Source organism: Spirosoma flavum (genome assembly GCF_042686045.1).
GTDB classification, from domain to species: domain Bacteria; phylum Bacteroidota; class Bacteroidia; order Cytophagales; family Spirosomataceae; genus Spirosoma; species Spirosoma flavum.
Map to the genome: position 1 here is coordinate 216,774 of NZ_JBHUOM010000012.1, position 18,394 is coordinate 235,167.

14 protein-coding genes and 1 tRNA gene are annotated in these 18,394 nt (G+C 47.4%); 9 read left to right on the plus strand and 6 right to left on the minus strand.

Going from position 1 to position 18,394, the window contains the following annotated elements; translation table 11 throughout:
- Positions 1–71: 71 nt before the first annotated feature.
- The gene (uvsE, locus tag ACFS25_RS15715; RefSeq protein ID WP_381502776.1) at positions 72–962 is read right to left on the minus strand and encodes a UV DNA damage repair endonuclease UvsE; all 891 of its coding nucleotides are present in this window, start codon (positions 960–962) and stop codon (positions 72–74) included.
- Positions 963–1,126: 164 nt separating this feature from the next.
- Here uvsE and ACFS25_RS15720 point away from each other — a divergent pair, with 164 nt between their 5' ends.
- On the plus strand, positions 1,127–1,519 hold the full coding sequence (locus ACFS25_RS15720) for a hypothetical protein (protein WP_381502779.1): 393 nt from the start codon (positions 1,127–1,129) through the stop codon (positions 1,517–1,519).
- An 82-nt stretch (positions 1,520–1,601) separates the two neighbouring features.
- Here the strand turns inward: ACFS25_RS15720 and ACFS25_RS15725 are convergent, their stop codons facing one another.
- Positions 1,602–2,054: an FKBP-type peptidyl-prolyl cis-trans isomerase gene (locus ACFS25_RS15725; protein ID WP_381502782.1), complete on the minus strand. Its 453-nt coding sequence runs from the start codon at positions 2,052–2,054 to the stop codon at positions 1,602–1,604.
- Positions 2,055–2,468: 414 nt separating this feature from the next.
- Between ACFS25_RS15725 and ACFS25_RS15730 the strand changes: the two genes are divergently transcribed.
- Both ACFS25_RS15730 and ACFS25_RS15735 read left to right on the plus strand, forming a co-directional pair.
- On the plus strand, positions 2,469–2,867 hold the full coding sequence (locus ACFS25_RS15730) for a PadR family transcriptional regulator (protein WP_381502785.1): 399 nt from the start codon (positions 2,469–2,471) through the stop codon (positions 2,865–2,867).
- Positions 2,868–2,908: 41 nt separating this feature from the next.
- Entirely contained in the window at positions 2,909–3,433 is a 525-nt protein-coding gene (locus ACFS25_RS15735) for a hypothetical protein (protein ID WP_381502789.1), read from the plus strand.
- 98 nt (positions 3,434–3,531) lie between these two features.
- Here the strand turns inward: ACFS25_RS15735 and proS are convergent, their stop codons facing one another.
- Positions 3,532–5,004, minus strand: coding sequence for a proline--tRNA ligase (gene proS / locus ACFS25_RS15740; RefSeq protein WP_381502793.1), 1,473 nt, complete (start codon positions 5,002–5,004; stop codon positions 3,532–3,534).
- Positions 5,005–5,320: 316 nt separating this feature from the next.
- Between proS and ACFS25_RS15745 the strand changes: the two genes are divergently transcribed.
- On the plus strand, positions 5,321–6,625 hold the full coding sequence (locus ACFS25_RS15745; protein WP_381502796.1) for a hypothetical protein: 1,305 nt from the start codon (positions 5,321–5,323) through the stop codon (positions 6,623–6,625).
- Between the two features lie 168 nt (positions 6,626–6,793).
- Positions 6,794–8,374 carry a hypothetical protein gene (locus ACFS25_RS15750; protein ID WP_381502799.1) on the plus strand — a complete coding sequence of 527 codons (1,581 nt, stop codon included), beginning with the start codon at positions 6,794–6,796 and terminating at the stop codon, positions 8,372–8,374.
- Positions 8,375–8,427: 53 nt separating this feature from the next.
- Here ACFS25_RS15750 and ACFS25_RS15755 read toward each other — a convergent pair whose 3' ends face one another.
- The 3 genes from ACFS25_RS15755 to ACFS25_RS15765 all read right to left on the minus strand — a co-directional run bounded on the left by ACFS25_RS15755 (position 8,428) and on the right by ACFS25_RS15765 (position 10,768).
- On the minus strand, positions 8,428–8,934 hold the full coding sequence (locus ACFS25_RS15755; protein WP_381502801.1) for a shikimate kinase: 507 nt from the start codon (positions 8,932–8,934) through the stop codon (positions 8,428–8,430).
- Positions 8,935–8,989: 55 nt separating this feature from the next.
- Entirely contained in the window at positions 8,990–10,150 is a 1,161-nt protein-coding gene (locus ACFS25_RS15760) for a BT_3928 family protein (protein WP_381502804.1), read from the minus strand.
- Positions 10,151–10,225: 75 nt separating this feature from the next.
- A complete protein-coding gene (locus tag ACFS25_RS15765) occupies positions 10,226–10,768 on the minus strand; it encodes a DUF1599 domain-containing protein (RefSeq protein WP_381502807.1) in 543 nt (180 codons plus the stop codon).
- Between the two features lie 121 nt (positions 10,769–10,889).
- Between ACFS25_RS15765 and folP the strand changes: the two genes are divergently transcribed.
- From folP to gltB, 4 genes are all read left to right on the plus strand, one after another.
- On the plus strand, positions 10,890–11,744 hold the full coding sequence (gene folP / locus ACFS25_RS15770; RefSeq protein WP_381503091.1) for a dihydropteroate synthase: 855 nt from the start codon (positions 10,890–10,892) through the stop codon (positions 11,742–11,744).
- Between the two features lie 80 nt (positions 11,745–11,824).
- Positions 11,825–11,897 (plus strand) — tRNA-Lys (locus ACFS25_RS15775).
- Between the two features lie 243 nt (positions 11,898–12,140).
- Positions 12,141–13,430 (plus strand): metal-dependent hydrolase family protein, encoded by a 1,290-nt coding sequence (locus tag ACFS25_RS15780; RefSeq protein WP_381502810.1) that lies wholly within the window; start codon positions 12,141–12,143, stop codon positions 13,428–13,430.
- 384 nt (positions 13,431–13,814) lie between these two features.
- Positions 13,815–18,389, plus strand: coding sequence for a glutamate synthase large subunit (gltB, locus tag ACFS25_RS15785; protein ID WP_381502813.1), 4,575 nt, complete (start codon positions 13,815–13,817; stop codon positions 18,387–18,389).
- Positions 18,390–18,394: the final 5 nt, after the last annotated feature.

The following is an 18,394-nucleotide window of genomic DNA, read 5'->3' on the forward strand; positions in this document are numbered from 1 at the left end:
GCTTAGTCGCCACCTAATTCCCGCCCGCTGCCTTCGCAAGAATGCAGCGGGCTTTTTTTATCTCCTGCCGATTACGCTCCGCCCCGGAGACGCACTATCGCCAACTCTTTCATCTTACTCTCAAAAACGATATCGACGTCTTTACCATAGGTATTGACCGGCGAATAGAGCCAATCGGCGTGGGCTTCGCGCCGGGCTGTAGGGTCTTCGTGTTCCCGGCGGGAATCAGAAAAGTGAAAAACGGGTCGAACATCCCAGGTGTTATAGGCAGTCATAAAAGCATCTTCTTCAGTCAACTGGCCAGGGTTGAGTGAATGGTGGAAATAATCAAAAACAATGGGGATGCCAATGGTTTCGTGGAGAATTAGTAAGTCAGTAACGGTATAGAGACTCTGTCTATCGTCGTTTTCGACGGTCAGACGAGCGCGTAGGTTTTCGGAAAGTAGACTAAAATTTTTAGCGAACCGAGCCAGTGTCGCGATTTTGTCGCCGTAAGTGCCGCCCACATGAATATTAATCTTGTTCCAGTGCGACGGTTTCAGCCCCATCAGATCAAACAATTCAGATTGGTGTTCGAGGTCAATCAGCGTATTATCCAGCACCCTGCCCTGTCCGGCTAGCTGATTAAACGGGCCGGGATGTAAGGTAAGCCGAATAGGGCGACTGCCAATTTCTTCAAGCGTTTCCCTAATGTCGGCGTAGTCAGGAAGAGTAGCGATTCGGTATTCTGATGCCCAGGGAAATAGATCGGATGAAATGCGGAATAACCTAAAGCCATGTTCGATATTCCAGTCCACTATTTTCAGTAAATCCTGCACATTTTTTAAGGCCAGTTCCGAGGCATACGGAAGACCTTTTTCGGTGAAGGTCTTTTTGATCATTCCCCGATTGGTGGTGATCTTATCGGGCTGAAGACTCAGATTGATGCAAGCGTATCCAGCATTTAGCGATGTTAACTCCATGCGGAGTTAACTAGAATGACAGGCGTCTAGTTTTAGCGTTTTTGACCGTTCGTTCAAAAGTCGGGTGATTACAAAGGAAGTCTTCGGGGAGTGACTTATCTTCCGTTAAAAAGTCACATGTCACGTGACTTTTTAATTTAGGTTGATTCAGACCAGGACGCCATATGGAAGATTTTACGCCAGAACAAATTGACGAGATTGCGGCTGCTTACGCCGACATGGCTCGTTCATTGAATGAGTTTCAGGTTCATCACTGGCCCGAATTCACGCATGAGCAACAGTTAGACCTGAATGCATACCAAAATAGTTTACTCAATCGAGCGCAGGATATTCTGACACGAACAACCCGACCTGCGTTTACTAATGCAGACCAGATGGCTATCCGAATTAGGCAGGCAACCAATAAAGCCAAGATAAGTTTACTACAACTCGACAATCTACCTATTGCTCTGAACGTTGGGGCAATTACGGTAGCACTTGCCTCTTATGCAGCCCACGCCAATTCACGAGGTATCGAAATTGCTCTGCGTGAGTTAGATGAGTTGGTAGGCTATTAAAACGATGAAATGGTGTAAGTGAAGCAGAAATGAACGCAGCACAAATACGGTCTTCTTCTCCTTCACTTACACAAGCTTTATTTTACAGGATCAATCCTGATGGTGACTTCACACCTACCAATTCAATATCAAATGTTAAATCCTGTCCGGCCAATGGATGGTTGGCATCGAGCGTAACGTTTGTATCGGTCAATGTGCGAATAATAACAGGAATGGGCCGGGGATTGCCGTCTTCGTGCATATTAAGGGTCATACCCGCTTCGAGTGGAATATCGGCTGGAAGTTCCGAACGCTCCAACGTAAAAATCATATCTTCGTTGGTTGGTCCATAGGCGTCTTCCACTGGAATACTAATAGTTTTCTTTTCTCCCTGATTCATTCCAGTTACGCCATCATCGAACCCTTTAATAACCTGACCACTGCCAACAGTGAACTCTAGGGGCGTACGGCCTTCTGATGAATCGAATATAGTTCCATCGGTCAGGGTTCCAGTGTAATGCACCTGAACGGTATCGCCAGATTTTGCTTGTGCCATCTTACTATGTGGTTTTTGTAGAAACGTTATCGTAAAAGTACCGGAACTTCCGGAAAAGGTTGGGCTATACGCTAACTTTTGACCAACTCCCAGCTACCGCCAAAAGTTCACTCGGCACCATTGCATAAACAACCATAAGGATTTCAGAAGTAACCCAATCCACAAAATTGCCCGGCAGCATTTAATATTCCAACTATTTCAGGCTAGGTAGCAAATTTCACAATCGCACTTGCCATTTTAACCCGCTTGAGGCTAACTGTACTGACTAATTACTCACACAGAATTAGTTAATACAGTTGGCCTCTCCTATCAACTAACACCTGTTATTATATCAGAACGTTCTAAATTTATATATATCGAAATCTTATATATAAATTTAAAGTAGTAACAGTACACGTTTGTCTTTTACAGATTATGGAATCATCAGGTAATGAGTTCCTTAGGGGAACGCTTAAAACAATTGTATTGAAGTTGTTAGCTGAACCGAGACCAGCGAGTGACGAATTTTCCAGTCTTGGTTCGGCCAGGCAGGGCCGAATGTATGGGTACGAAATTACGCAGGCCGTGAAAGAACGAACGCATGGCGAGATAGTGCTATCGTTCGGTGCCTTATATCCAGTCCTACACAAATTAGAACAGGATGGATTGTTGACAACAGAGTCAGAAGAAGTAGAAGGAAGACTACGAAAATATTACACATTGACCCCGCAGGGCACCCAGGTAGCCGTTCAGAAAATTTCCGATTTTGAGCGCTTTATGGATACTATGCGCGGTTTATTACAACTACCGCTCAACGTAGCGACCAGCCATTGAACAGTAATCCCCTTACTCGTATTAAACACTGAGATAGAGTTATGGAAAAACTCAGCCCGCAACAAGTAGCAACGTTGCACAACCACCTGATTTATAGCGGCTCAAACGATGCCCTACTTGACGAATTACTCGATCACCTCGCCTGCGAAGTGGAACATTACATCTGGATTGGCCTTCCCTTCGAAACCGCGATGAACATTGTTCTGGAACAAGCCAATGTAAAAACCATTCGGCACCTGCGCGACATTTATCAGATAGAACTGGCCATGACTGACGAACAACTTAGGCAAGCCAGTCTAGACGATATTGTATTTGAATTTCGGAATAAAGCGTATGGGGCATATGATCTGCGCAGGGCTTACCGGACCACACTACGTAACGCTTTTATTATGGCTCTTGGGTTGTGCATGATGGGTATGGCGATGATGGATGGTATTAGCCGACATACCTGGTCGTATGCAAGTCTGGGGGGCGTTGTCTGGTTAGTCGGATTAGGTGGCGTTACGTTTGCCGTTGTTAGCTGGTACCTGCAAAACATGCGCCAGCAGCAACTATCCCTGCGATGAGGGTTCAGCCGTGAATTATAATTGGGTTGTACCAAATAGTCTGCCGCTCGGCGGCCCGGTATTTGGTACAACCCAATTATTGACAGTGTATTTATCACCTAGTAAGCTCTGGCAAACACTACGCGTCCTTGCGATGGCTTGCCCGAATAAATGTCCACTCCTTCTTCGGCTTCCTGATCAAATGGAATGCACCGAATGGTAGCTTTGGTAGCTTCCTTAATAGCTTCTTCGGTTTCCGAAGTGCCGTCCCAGTGAGCCAGCAGGAAACCACCTTTTTCAAGTTGCTCCTCGAACTGCTCAAATGTATCTACCTTGAACGTATTCTCCTGGCGGAACGCGCTAGCTTTGTTATAAATCGTTTGCTGGATGTCGTCAAGTAGATTTTTAATATACTCAGTCAGACCATCGAACGGTACTGTTTCTTTAGTTTTGAGGTCGCGCCGGGCAATCTCAACGGTACCATTTTCCAGATCACGACCGCCCATTGCCAGCCGGACGGGTACACCCCGAAGTTCATACTCAGCAAATTTCCAGCCGGGTTTGTTGGCGTCATCATCGTCATATTTAACCGAGATACCCGCCTTTTTCAATTCCTGCAACAAAGGCTTGATTTTGGCCGAAAGTAGCTCCAACTGTTCTTCAGTACGGTAAATCGGCACGATAACGACCTGAATCGGGGCTAATTTAGGCGGCAGCACTAAGCCATCATCGTCGGAGTGAGCCATGATAAGTGCACCCATTAGCCGCGTCGAAACACCCCACGAGGTGCCCCATACATAATCCAACTGGTTCTGTTTGTTCAGAAACTGTACCTCAAAGGCTTTGGCAAAGTTCTGACCTAAAAAATGTGATGTGCCCGCTTGAAGTGCTTTTCCATCCTGCATCATGGCTTCAATACACAGTGTATCATCGGCACCGGCGAATCGTTCGTTGGCCGTTTTGGTACCTTTAATAACTGGCAGGGCCATCCACTCCTCGGCAAACTGCGCGTAAATATCGAGCATCTGGCGAGTTTCAAATTGAGCTTCATCTGCCGTGGCGTGGGCGGTATGACCTTCCTGCCACAGAAACTCGGTTGTCCGCAAGAAAATCCGGGTACGCATTTCCCACCGCACTACGTTGGCCCACTGATTGATGAGCAGCGGCAGATCGCGGTAGGACTGAATCCAGTTTTTGTAGGTACTCCAGATCACCGTTTCCGACGTTGGCCGGACAATGAGTTCTTCTTCAAGTTTAGCATCGGGGTCAACAATTACACCCGACCCATCTTCGGCGTTTTTCAGGCGGTAGTGTGTCACAACGGCACACTCTTTGGCAAAACCTGCAACGTGGGAGGCCTCTTTACTGAGAAAGGACTTTGGGATAAATAGCGGAAAATAAGCATTCTGGTGGCCGGTTTCCTTAAACATATCGTCTAAAGCCCGCTGCATTTTTTCCCAGATTGCAAAGCCATAGGGTTTGATAACCATGCATCCCCGTACGGCGGAATTCTCGGCCAGGTTAGCTTTTTTAATCAACTCATTATACCACTCGGAGTAGTTTTCACTACGGGACGGAATCGCTTTTGCCATGCGTGAATAGGTCAGGGCTAGTCAGGAGCGGCTAGAACTAATCGAGAGTGTCATCTATTGAGCGGTATCGCCGAAAATCTGTCTGACAACACATGGCTCTAGGTGGTTACTCTTGACCACTTCAGGCTATCTTATGACTATTTCCAACTTTTTTTTAAGTAGAGTTAAACCTTTATTAACAAATTAGAATCTAAAGAACGAGGTAACTTGCAAAGATAGGATTTTACTCTATTTTTGTAATCAAACAGGGCGTTCCTGTGTTATATATTGAAGAAGTTCTCAATATGAGCCTTTATTACTTTTATTCCTTGGCCAAATGAAAACGCAACCCTTATATCGCTTCCTGTCTCTGGCTGCGCTGATGGGCATTTGGAGTTGTACTTCCACCCGTCAAACTGCAGAAAATGCTGGACAAACGGACGATTTGTATGGCAACTCCGGCAATGCAGCAGTGTATGCCAATAATTCATCTGATTACTCGGCTGCTCCGCAAAGCTCACGACAGCAGCAACGGTACGACCGGCAACAGCAACAAGCACTCCGTAACGCCAACCCCGATTATACCGATGACCAACAGTATAACGCGAATGGTACTACCAACACGGATGAGTATTATGCCGATTTAAGTACCCGCAAGCTAAACCGGGGCATTTCGGCTGATCCGGGTTGGAATGACACGGGTACGAATGCCTACAACTCGGGCTATTCGAACGGGTATAATTCTGCCACAGCTTCGGCTTATAGCTGGAATCGTTGGGGCTTCAACAACACAGGTATGTACAGCGGTCTAGGCCTTGGATTAGGCATGGGCATGGGCGCATTTGGTGGTTTTGGTGGCTACAACAGTTTTGGCATGGGCTTCGGCAGTCCCTTCTATTCGCCCTTTTATGGTGGTGGCTTTGGCGGCTACTCACCGTTTGGTTACGGTGGATATGATCCATTTTACAGTTCGTATGCTTACGGTGGCCTTGGTGGATTCTACAGTCCATTCTATTCGCCATTTGGGTATGGATATGGTGGTTATTATGGCAACTCTGCATACATTAACAGTGGCTATGTAACAGGGGCAGACCCATATCGTGCCCGGACATACGCACGAACCGCTGACCGTTCGTCAGGTCGTTATAACTCTGCCTTCGATAATTCGGCCCGTACTTATAATCCTAACGGTGGTCGGAGTAGCGCAACCTCGGGTTCAGCCAGTAATGGAAATTACGCCCGTCCAAGCAATGGCAGCAGTCGGGGTTCTTATTATTACGACAATAGTTCGAGTGGAAATGGACGGTCTGGTAGCAGTGCTACAACCACAGCTCCATCGTATAATAGCAATTCTGGTAGCGACTATTATGCCCGTCCACGCGAAAGCAGCCGGGGCAGTTACACGCCTTCTACCGGTACTAGCAGCGGTGGCAGAAGTGGTGGTTATCAACAACCACAGTCCAGCTATCAGCAGCCATCTTATCAAAGCCAGAGCCGGGGTAGCTACAATCAGCCAACTTACAGCGCACCTAGCCGGAGTTTCAGCGCACCTAGCTACAGTGGTGGCGGTGGTGGAGGCTCATCCTCAGGTGGCGGTGGTGGCCATTCTAGTGGTGGTGGTGGTGGACGTGGTCCACGGTAATTTGCTGAAAATATTTAGTAAAAAATCCCCGCTGATTAGACAATTAGCGGGGATTTTCGTTTTGTATTTGTTGTGATGACTACGCACTTATAAATACCTCTTAAACGTTTAGACGTTTACTTGTTCTAATCTATCTAACGTAGTACATTCCCCAATCGCTCTATAAATATGAATAAACAGTTTTTCTTTTCAGTAACCCTGGTGTTACTATCTCCTTTGGCGTTTGGTCAAGGGGCTGCTTTTGACTATGCAGATGATGCTTTCCGGTATTCTGATTTCAGTCAGAGTGGTACTGCTCGATTTCGGGGTCTTGGTGGTAATCATGCCGCCTTGGGGGGCGATGCCAGCAACCTGTCCGGTAATGCAGCTGGCTTAGCCTTTTACAACCGATCTGAGTTAAGTATCAGCCCGACGTTTACGTCTGTAAATAATCAAAACACATTTCTGGGCCAGCAAACAACCAGCAACGGCGGCAAGGTTAGTGTGGGTCAATTCGGCCTTGTTCTGGCGGGCAAATCGAATGGTAGCCGACGCTGGCGCCGGACAGCTTTCGGGATTACCTATTCACAGTCGACAAATTTCTTTGACAACGTTGATGCGCGTGGATTGAACAACAATCCCAATTCATCTATCGCCCAGACGTATGTTAACGGAGCGAATTCAGGGAATTACAGTGAGAAAGAACTGAGTGATTCTTTTTACCCCAATGATCGGCAGGCTGATTTTAAAGAAGCTGCCGCTTATGGCCTGTTTCTCATTAATCCCACAGTTACTAGTACGACCAGTACTACTAGTGCGGGTCCACCTTACACGCGTTATGATGCCACTACACAGAAAGATCAGCGGGCAACGCTTAGCCGTTCAGGGACACACTCACAGTGGACGATTGCCTACGCCGGCAATCTGGATGATAAACTTTATATTGGGGGTTCCATCGCTTTAACCCATCTGCGGTATTCCTCTCAATATAACTTTCTGGAAACCCCGGTAAATGGGTTCACGTTTGCCAATTATGGACAAATAAACGGGTTTAACGTCACGGGAAATGGCATCAATGCCTCATTAGGGCTGATTTACAAACTGAGTTCGCAGTTACAACTTGGTGCTACGGTAGTTACACCTACATTCAGTAGCGCCAATGAGGTATTTTCTCAAACACTTACGGCTGTCGCCAAAGATCCTAACTTACAGCTGAAAACGAACAGTGTGGATGTAGTTGATCCATCTAATAACTTCGAGTATTCGTTGCAGACACCCTTACGGGCATCGGGCGGAGCCACGTATTTTCTTGGCAGTGGCAAGATTGGGTTTATCACCGCAACAGCCGAATATGTGGGCTATCAGGGAATGCGGGTACGGACCTCGGCGTTTACGAACCAGCAGGACAATACTGATTTTAAAAATGACGTAAAGGGGTTTGTTCAACAAACCTATCAGAATGTCGTGAATGTACGGGTTGGAGCAGAAGTCCGGGCGGGTTTACTACGGGTGCGAGCAGGCGTTGGTTACTTGCCAAGTGCCTACAAAATTGACCTGGACCGGGTCGCCAAATCAGACCGGGACAAATTGCTGCTATCTGCAGGGTTAGGATTTCGGAACGACCGTTTTTTTGCTGACTTGTCGGGTTCTTACCTGACCTATAAATCAGGCTTCACGGCTTTTCAACTGCCTAACGACGTTGATACACCAACGGTGGCAACCAGCAATCGAACGACCAATGTGATGTTATCCTTTGGCGTATTCTTCTGAAATACCTTGTTTGATAAATGCAAAAAGGCGACCCATGGGTCGCCTTTTTGCATTTATAGCCACTCGCCTACCAGCCGTAAGACTTCATCCTCGGTCGTCTCCCCCGAAACAATTACTTTCGCCTGATTATAGAATGGCAATCGAGCCGTGTAACGATTCCGTAGGTTAGTGAGGAGATTGGGATCGGTATGGCTGTGTAAAGGTCGATCATCCTGTGCGTGAGCCAACATACGCTGTACTAAAACAGTTACGGGCACATCTAAAAACACCGATATACCCGTCGCATTGATGTACGCCATATTGTCATGAAAACAAGGCATGCCGCCACCTGTCGAAACGACCAGGCTACCACCGGGCCGAATTGTTCGCAACACCCGGCGTTCGGCCTCCCGAAAATAGTCTTCACCCGACCAGGCAAAAATTTCGGCGATGGAGCGACCTTCTTCCCTGGCAATAAGTTTATCGGTATCAACAAAGCGGCACTGCAAGGCGTCGGCGATTCGCTTCCCCAACGTACTCTTGCCGGACGATGGCATGCCAATCAGGAAGATATTTTTCATGATTAAAAACGTGGAAAGTCCGGGATGGCAGCCCTGACTTTCACCAACTAGTAGTTCACCGCTCCGTCGGGCCGGGTGTTACAATTTTCTTCACCTCAGCCGCATCTGGTGTCGAGTTGTAATGCCACTTGCCCCGTACGACACCATTACTCAATAGCCAAGTTCCCGGATTTGAGCGCATAATTGTTTTCAGGACCGTAGCATCGGCTTTATAATAGGGCACCGTTTCCAACTGAAATTCCTTACGGAATGCCTTGATTTCGTCGTCGCTGGTTGATGTCAGAATATAAGGTGATATCGTTGACCCCTGCAATCCTTCGACCAATGAGCGAATGGCAGGTAGGCTTCCGGCATCAATTTCCTTCGTGTTTTTTACGATGATAAAGAGTTTATTCCCTTCGAAAGTTTGCTGGGTGAAATCACCTTCGTCATTCCAGATGCGGTAATCTGTAATCTTGGGCTTAGCATTTTGATTTACCAACACCATTTCCTTAAACTTATAACTTTGGTCAGCCGGGTACTGGTCAAACTCCGTTGTCTTACCTTCTTTTTCCATTACGTACTTATACCGCATCGGCTCAGACGGTTTCATACCCGCCGGGATACTCTTGCCAACAGCATAAGGCAACATATCAATGGGTGGCAAAAACTCAACAGCGTAGATGCCGAGGGCCATCGTCAGCACAATAGTGATACCCACCAACCAGCCCGTATTGCGTGATCGAAGGCGATTTCGGTGACCAATAATGAAGAGAATCAGCACCGTAAGGATAATATCTTTTCCAAATGATGTCCAGGGCTTGAGTTTAATAGCATCACCGAAACAACCGCAGTCTGTTACGCGGTCAAAATAAGCCGAATAAAACGTCAGGAACGTAAAGAAGACAATTAGGAAAAACAAAAGCCAGACCGTCACTTTGGGTTTATAAGAGGCCAGTAACGCCACGCCCAGAATAACTTCGGCGGCACAGAATAGCACCGACATAGACAGCGTAAACGGAATTAAGGCCATGAAAAAACTATGCATGAACGGCAAATCCTGCGCGAATACCTCAAAATACTCCTCAAACTTAATTTGCGTTCCAACGGGGTCGTTGAGTTTAATTAACCCCGAAAAAATAAAAACAAGCCCGACAAGAATTCGGGCGATACGGGCCGCAATCAGCATTGGTGGCGTGCCGGTTTTAACTTTAGGTTGCGATGTAGTTGGATTCATAGAGGATATGGGACCAGGATTCTAGGATTTGGTTATTATCCTTTTGTTTATCCTGTTAATTCTGTCTTGTACGAATTACTGATTCACGTTAGTCAACTTAATCAAACAAAAAACAGCATAATTAATCATATCCATATAATTAGCGTCAACGCCTTCTGAAACTAACGTGTCGCCCTGATTATCTTCAATTTGCTTCGTACGCAATAATTTCATCAAAATAATATCGGTCATGGAGCTAACCCGCATCTCACGCCAGGCTTCGCCATAGTCGTGGTTCTTCGCAAAGAGCAAGTCAGTAACGCGGCCAATTTCTGTGTCATAAAGTTGTTCGAGTTCACTAGTCGGAATGTCGGTGCGTGAGTCCTGAGTCAATTGCAACTGAATCAAGGCCATCACACAGTAGTTTACAATACCAACAAATTCCGGCTCAATGCCCTCTCCTACACGGCTAATGCCCGTTTCCTGCAACGTTCGAATGCGTTGGGCTTTAATAAAAATCTGGTCAGTGATACTGGACAAACGCAAAATTCGCCAGGCCGTACCATAATCTTGGTTTTTTTTCAGAAACAAGTCTTTGCAGCGTTGGATAACCTGCCGATATTCGATCTCAGTATTCACAAGTTGTCAGTCTGCCGGGGCCGCCCGTGCGGTCATTCGTCGTAAGTAACCTTATTCTTACGCAAGCCACTTCTGACTTACTACCGCACGGGCGGCCCCGTACAGACTTACGACAATTTTGATTCCGAAAGCTACGAAAAAAACACTGAACTGCCGGGGGCGGCTGGTCGATTTAGCACAGCCCGCCGTGATGGGAATTTTGAACATCACCCCCGATTCATTCTTCGCTGATAGCCGCGTATCGCTTGACAAGACCGTTTCTACGGCCGAGAAAATGCTGGCTGAAGGGGCAACTTTTTTAGATATTGGCGGCTATTCGACCCGGCCCGGTGCCATTGAGGTCAGCCCAATTCAAGAAGCCGACCGGGTACTGCCCGTTGTCGAAGCCATTTTAGATAGTTTCCCAGATGCATTGATATCGATTGATACATTCCGGGCATCGGTGGCACGACAAGCCATTGAATCGGGAGCGTCAATAATTAACGATGTATCAGGCGGAACCCTCGACTCAGCCATGTTCACTACCGTTGCCGACTTGAGCAAATACATGTCTATTCCATATATATTGATGCACATGCGCGGCACGCCCCAAACGATGCAGTCGCTGACTACCTATAAGAATGTGGTGACCGACGTAATCGATGAATTAGCCATCCGATTAGTTGAATTACGGGCGTTAGGGCTAAAAGATGTCATTCTCGACCCCGGTTTTGGCTTTGCCAAGACACCAAAACAAAATTTTGACTTACTAAGCCATTTAGATGATTTCCATCTATTTAATGAGCCGTTATTAATAGGACTTTCACGAAAGACAACCATCTGGAAAACTCTGACTATCAAGGCCGAAGAAGCACTGAATGGTACTACCGTTTTGAATACAGCGGCTCTCCTAAAAGGTGCTTCTATACTGCGTGTTCATGACGTTCGTGAAGCTGTCGAGGCCGTAAAACTTACTCAACAATTAACTTTTTTTTAAGCTGCGCTTGCGTTTACAAAAGCAAAACCCTACTTTTGCATTCCCAAACGACGAGCACACTGCTTATTGAACAGGGAAACGATCTGGTAGCTCAGCTGGTAGAGCAATACACTTTTAATGTATGGGTCCTGGGTTCGAATCCCAGCCGGATCACATAAAGACCAAAGCCGCTCAATTGAGCGGCTTTTTGTTTACCATCCAGGTAGCTTCTTTTTCTTTCATTCCTCTATTTTTGCTTACTGCTACTCAGTTCTCTTGTTGCCATAGGGCAAAATAGGTTCGTCTCCTTTTAGACATTTTCAGGTATTTAGTCTATATTACTTGTCCGAAACAACTTTCTTATCGGCCTTCAGTATCCAATAAACTATAACGAGTGCTTTTCATCCTAATTCGTTTATGAGATTAAAGAACTACTGGCTATGGTTTATCCTGGTAGGTTTAATAAGCACGGGAGCACTCGCGCAAAAGACCGCCCTTGTTTGTAAACGGTTAATCGATGGTACAGGGAAAGTCTTTCAAAACGCAGCTATCGTTATGGAAGCCGACCGAATTATTGCGGTAGGCGGTAGAGACATTATCCCTAGAGAGGCTACTGTCACAGATCTCGGCGATTACACCGTTCTTCCCGGTTTGATTGATGCCCACGTTCATCCATTTATTGACAAAGACGATTATCAGGTCGATCATTTGCGGAGGTCGTCGGCCCAGAAAGCGCTGGAAGGATTAAAACACATGCAGGATTTGCTGCTGGCTGGCTGGACTGCTCTACGAATTGCCGGAGATGCCGATGTAGGGTATGCCCAATTTGACATTCGCAATGCTATTAATAAAGGGTTATTTGTGGGCCCCCATATTTTCGGGGCAGGACATTATATATCCGTAACGGGCGGAGGGGGCGACATTAATTTTCTATCCTACGAGCAGCCAATCATTGCCGACGGCCTTGTGGCAAACGGCCCTGACGAAATGCAAAAAGCCGTCCGGGAAGAAATAAAACATGGTAGCGACTGGATTAAAATATTAGTGACGGGCGCGTTTATGACTGTCGGCGACAATCCGCAAGATGTGCATTTCAGTTCGGAAGAATTGAAAGCAGTCATGGATGAAGCCAACCGGCGACACAAACCGGTCATGGCCCATGCTCATGCTACAGAAGGCATAAAAATGGCAGTTAAGGCTGGAGTCCGTTCTATTGAGCATGCTTCCTATCTGGATGAGGAAGGCATTGACCTTATGCTTCAACATGGAACGTACCTTGTGCCGACGCTGGCCGTTGGCTTGTTTTTCCAGGAACGCTATCTTAACAGCAAAGCCTTAGCCAAGGCAATTCAATTAGGGAAGCATGACAAAGACGAAAACTCGAAGAGTCAGATGCTCTCATTAGCTATTCGGAAAGGAGTCAAAGTAGCTTTGGGTACTGATAATATTGGCTTCCCTCCTGCCTTCCCCGCTCGGGAATTTGCCGAACTGGTCAAATTAGGTATGACACCTATGCAGGCGATACAGGCAGGTACTAAAGTAAATGCCGAAATGCTGGGCAAAGAAATAGATTTGGGTACGCTGGAAGCGGGCAAACTCGCCGACCTTATCGCCGTAAAAGGCGATCCACTAACCGATATTACAGAGTTACAGCGGGTTAAGTTTGTAATGATTGGTGGCAAAGTGATAAAGCACGAAAAACAATGATTTTACTTAAGTAATTCCTGAATAAAATTACTCAACTAAACCTAAAATCCTTATATAAATTCACGTGCAAAAAGTAGGTCATAACAGGTTTTTTTACTCTCTTAGGACTAACGAATTGGCATTTTTCAAGAACAATTATAATGAAATTGACAATTAAAGCCGTTTACTTTTAAATTTCGACAAAAGCAGTTTTTGCCAAATTTTTTTAGTAGTATATTGCGTGACTTTGTCACAAACGCCCGTCAGCCCGGTAATTATCTTCCGATTTAATTATACACCAGGCTATTTGTTAATTTAGATTTTCCTAAAAACCGCCCCTGTTTTTTGCAATTCTGTTAATTCAGATTATTGAAAATAGCGGCCTTATCCAACACTGTTACGACCATGTCTGATCAGGTTGACCAATTGGCGGGACTCTACCGCCCTGAGTTTGAACACGACAACTGCGGTATCGGCTTTGTGGCCCATATTAAAGGCCGCAAGTCTCACCAGATTGTAGCAGATGCCCTCCAGATGCTTCGGCGGATGGAGCATCGGGGTGCAGTAGGCTCTGAGCCAAACTCCGGCGACGGAGCTGGGTTGCTCATTCAAATTCCGCACGAATTTTTTGTGGATGAAACCCGTAAGTTGGGTGTTCATCTGCCACCTGCGCTCGAATACGGCGTGGGAATGGTCTATTTTCCGAAAGATGTATGGCTACGCGAAGAATGCCGGGCTGTCCTGAATCGGAAAATGAAAAAGATCGGTCTGGAACTTCTCTGTTATCGTGTCGTGCCGGTCAACAACAGCGACCTCGGAAACGGATCGCGTTCGGAGGAGCCGCAGATGGAGCAGGTATTTATTAAACGCCCAACCGACGTCACCAACGCGGAAGATTTTGAGCGGAAACTGTATATTCTTCGTAATTACAGTACCCGCATTATCAACGAAACCATTGCGGGTGTTGATACCTTCTATTTCTCGTCGCTCTCCTGCCGGACCATTACGTATAAAGGACAGCTGACGACGCTGCAACTGGAGCCTTACTTCCCGGATCTTCAAAACGAAGAGGTCGTATCGGCTCTTGGTGTCGTGCATTCGCGCTTTTCGACGAATACATTTCCGTCCTGGAAGTTGGCACAACCGTTCCGGTATATTGCTCACAATGGCGAGATTAATACGGTACGCGGCAACGTAAACTGGATGAAAGCGGCTGAGGGTTTACTCGAATCAGCCAACTTTACGAAAGACGAGATGGACATGCTGTTGCCAATCTGCGATCAGCGTCAATCCGACTCGGCTAACCTCGATAATGCCATTGAGTTGCTGGTTATGAGTGGGCGGTCGTTGCCGCACGTCATGATGATGCTCGTTCCCGAAGCGTGGGATGGCAACGAGCATATGGATCCCATGCGGAAGGCATTTTATGAATTTCATGCCGCTCTGATTGAACCCTGGGATGGTCCGGCCTCAATTTCGTTTACTGACGGCCGTATCGTAGGGGCTACCCTCGACCGTAACGGCTTGCGTCCTTCGCGTTTCTGGGTTACCAATGAAGATGTCGTAATTATGGCCTCTGAAGTTGGCGTTCTGGACATTGATCCTGCTAAGGTGGTGTCGAAAGGGCGCTTGCAACCGGGCAAGATGTTTCTGGTCGATATGGAACAGGGGCGTATTGTATCGGACGAAGAGATCAAAGCTGAAATTTGTTCCCGGAAACCTTATCAGGGATGGCTAGATGAGAACAAAGTTCGGATTCAGGATTTAGAAGCGCCCATTCGGACGTATAATCCGTATGACCCGGCGAAATTGCTGCGGATGCAACAGGCCTTTGGCTTCACGTCTGAAGACCTGCGGATGATTCTGGCTCCCATGGTTGAGACGGGTAAAGAAGCTCTCGGCTCTATGGGTACCGACGTACCATTAGCGGTATTGTCGGAGCAAAGCCAACACCTGAGTCACTACTTTAAGCAGTTATTCGCGCAGGTGACGAACCCGCCAATCGACTCGATTCGGGAACGGTCTATCATGTCGCTTATTTCGTTCGTTGGCGCAACGTATAACCTCCTGAGCGAATCACCTAAACATTGTCGGCAGGTTGAACTTGATCAGCCGGTATTGACGACAAAGGAATTCGACAAACTGCGCTTTATCGACAAGCCAAATTTCCAGGCTAAAACCATTAACTGCCTGTTTACGGCAGATGGTCAGGGTAGGTCGCTTGAACGCGCCCTTGACCGAATTTGCCGCTACGCCGAAGATGCTATTCAGGATGGGTATTCGATTCTGGTACTGTCAGACCGGGCAATAGATTCCAGTCATGCACCAATTCCGTCATTGCTGTCTACATCGGCCATCCACCACTACCTCATCCGGCAAGGTTTACGCGGTAAGGTTGGGATTGTGGTTGAAGCGGGTGACGTTTGGGAAACACACCATGTCGCCACGCTCATTGGCTACGGCGCATCGGGTGTGAACCCCTATATGGCTTTCGAAACGATTGCCAACATGAAGGAAAAAGGGCTGTTGCAGGTAGATTACGACCTTGACAAACTCTTCAAAAACTACATCAAGGCAGTAGATGGCGAGTTGCTTAAAATCTTCTCGAAGATGGGTATCTCCACCCTGCAATCGTATCAGGGAGCCATGATTTTCGAATGCCTCGGTCTGAACGAAGAGGTAGTGAGCCGGTACTTTACAGGTACTATATCGCGCATTAGTGGTATGGGTCTTGACGAGATTGCCCGCGAAATTCTGGTGCGTCATTCAGTGGCATTCCCGGACATGCCAATATCAGCGCCACGTCTGGAAGTAGGTGGTATTTACCAGTGGAAACAGCGGGGAGAGAAACACATTTTCAATCCTGACACCATTCATCTGCTGCAACAGGCTACGAAGAAAAACGATTATTCTATTTTCAAAAAATATTCAAAACTCATTGACGATCAGACGCAGAAAGCAATTACACTGCGCGGTCTGCTGAAGTTTAAGAAAGGGACCTCTGTCCCACTGGACGAAGTTGAATCCATTGAAAGCATCTTCAAACGCTTTGCAACGGGTGCTATGTCGTTCGGCTCTATTTCGTGGGAAGCTCATACGACTTTAGCCATTGCCATGAACCGCATTGGCGGGAAGAGCAACTCCGGCGAGGGTGGCGAAGATGAGTTGCGCTTCACCCCGCTCGCAAACGGTGATAGTATGAACTCGGCCATTAAACAAGTGGCCTCGGGCCGGTTTGGTGTAACGAGTTACTATCTGACCAATGCCCGGGAACTACAAATAAAAATGGCGCAGGGTGCCAAACCCGGCGAAGGAGGCCAATTGCCTGGTTTTAAAGTAGATGACTGGATTGGTCGGACGCGTCACTCTACGCCCGGTGTGGGCCTGATTTCGCCCCCGCCCCACCACGACATTTATTCGATTGAAGATTTGGCGCAACTAATCTCTGACCTTAAAAACGCGAACCGGGCTGCCCGAATTAGCGTCAAGTTAGTGTCGGAGGCTGGTGTTGGTACCATTGCTACGGGCGTTGCCAAAGCTCATGCCGACCACATCCTGATTTCGGGCCATGATGGCGGTACGGGAGCTTCTCCCCTCTCCTCAATTCGGCACGCGGGTTTACCGTGGGAATTGGGCTTGGCGGAGGCACACCAAACCTTAGTCAAAAATAAACTCCGTGGTCGCGTAACCGTGCAGGCCGATGGGCAAATGCGTACGGGTCGTGATTTGGCTATTGCTGCTTTGCTCGGTGCCGAAGAATTTGGCGTCGCCACAGCCGCGCTGGTCGCTACGGGTTGTATTATGATGCGCAAATGTCACCTGAATACCTGTCCGGTGGGGGTGGCAACGCAGAATAAAGAACTGCGCGCGCTCTTTACGGGTAAGCCCGAACATGTGGTAAACATGTTCACCTTCCTGGCAATGGAACTGCGCGAGATCATGGCAGAGTTAGGCTTTCGTACGATCAACGAGATGGTTGGACAGGCACAAATGCTCGAACTTCGCGACAATCTGCCCCACTGGAAATACAAAAAAATCAACCTGAATGCTTTGCTGTATAAAGAGCCAACTAACCTTGACGTGGCACTGTATAAGCAGGAAGAACAGAATCACCACTTAGACGACGTTCTCGACCGGAAACTTATTGAGATCGCTCAACCGGCATTAGCCTCCGGCGAGTCGGTCTATGGTGAATTCACCGTACAAAACATTGATCGAAGCATAGGCACAATGCTGTCCAATGAGATCTCAAAAGTGTACGGTGGACCGGGGTTACCTGATAGTACGATTCACGTTAAACTGCGGGGTACGGCTGGTCAGAGCTTTGGTGCGTTCAGCACAAGTGGTATTAAACTTGAACTCGAAGGTGACGCCAACGACTACTTTGGCAAGGGTCTTTGTGGTGCGCAACTAATTGTCTATCCTGACCGGGTAGCCCAGTTTAAGCCAGAAGAAAATAGCATCGTTGGCAACGTGTCATTCTATGGCGCAACGTCGGGCGAAGCCTTTATCCGGGGTATGGCGGGTGAGCGGTTCTGCGTTCGCAACTCGGGGGCAAAAGTCGTTGTTGAGGGGGTGGGTGACCACGGACTTGAGTATATGACCGGTGGGCTAGTCATCATTCTGGGACAAACGGGTCGCAACTTTGCGGCTGGCATGTCGGGTGGTGTCGCTTATGTCTATGATCAGGACGGTACGTTTGCCTCTAAAGTTAACCCTGAGATGGTGAATCTAGAGAGCCTTACCGACGAAGATCAGGGCATAATTCGGGAATATGTCGAGAAGCATTTCCAGTACACGACCAGCAATGTAGCCCTAAACCTGATTCAGGACTGGGACAAACATATTGGTCAGTTTGTGAAGGTAATGCCCGGTGATTTCAGTAAGGCGTTAGCCGGACGGGGCATCACGCTGGCCGATCAGATTCGCGACAAAAGCATTGTTTATCAGGACATAACAGTGGATGTGACGCAGGGGTAACTGCG

Coding starts and splice junctions, on each gene's coding strand:
- uvsE (WP_381502776.1), bottom strand. CDS start 962: ATGGAGTTAACATCGCTAAATGCTGGATACGCTTGCATCAATCTGAGT.
- ACFS25_RS15720 (WP_381502779.1), top strand. CDS start 1,127: ATGGAAGATTTTACGCCAGAACAAATTGACGAGATTGCGGCTGCTTAC.
- ACFS25_RS15725 (WP_381502782.1), bottom strand. CDS start 2,054: ATGGCACAAGCAAAATCTGGCGATACCGTTCAGGTGCATTACACTGGA.
- ACFS25_RS15730 (WP_381502785.1), top strand. CDS start 2,469: ATGGAATCATCAGGTAATGAGTTCCTTAGGGGAACGCTTAAAACAATT.
- ACFS25_RS15735 (WP_381502789.1), top strand. CDS start 2,909: ATGGAAAAACTCAGCCCGCAACAAGTAGCAACGTTGCACAACCACCTG.
- proS (WP_381502793.1), bottom strand. CDS start 5,004: ATGGCAAAAGCGATTCCGTCCCGTAGTGAAAACTACTCCGAGTGGTAT.
- ACFS25_RS15745 (WP_381502796.1), top strand. CDS start 5,321: ATGAAAACGCAACCCTTATATCGCTTCCTGTCTCTGGCTGCGCTGATG.
- ACFS25_RS15750 (WP_381502799.1), top strand. CDS start 6,794: ATGAATAAACAGTTTTTCTTTTCAGTAACCCTGGTGTTACTATCTCCT.
- ACFS25_RS15755 (WP_381502801.1), bottom strand. CDS start 8,934: ATGAAAAATATCTTCCTGATTGGCATGCCATCGTCCGGCAAGAGTACG.
- ACFS25_RS15760 (WP_381502804.1), bottom strand. CDS start 10,150: ATGAATCCAACTACATCGCAACCTAAAGTTAAAACCGGCACGCCACCA.
- ACFS25_RS15780 (WP_381502810.1), top strand. CDS start 12,141: ATGAGATTAAAGAACTACTGGCTATGGTTTATCCTGGTAGGTTTAATA.
- gltB (WP_381502813.1), top strand. CDS start 13,815: ATGTCTGATCAGGTTGACCAATTGGCGGGACTCTACCGCCCTGAGTTT.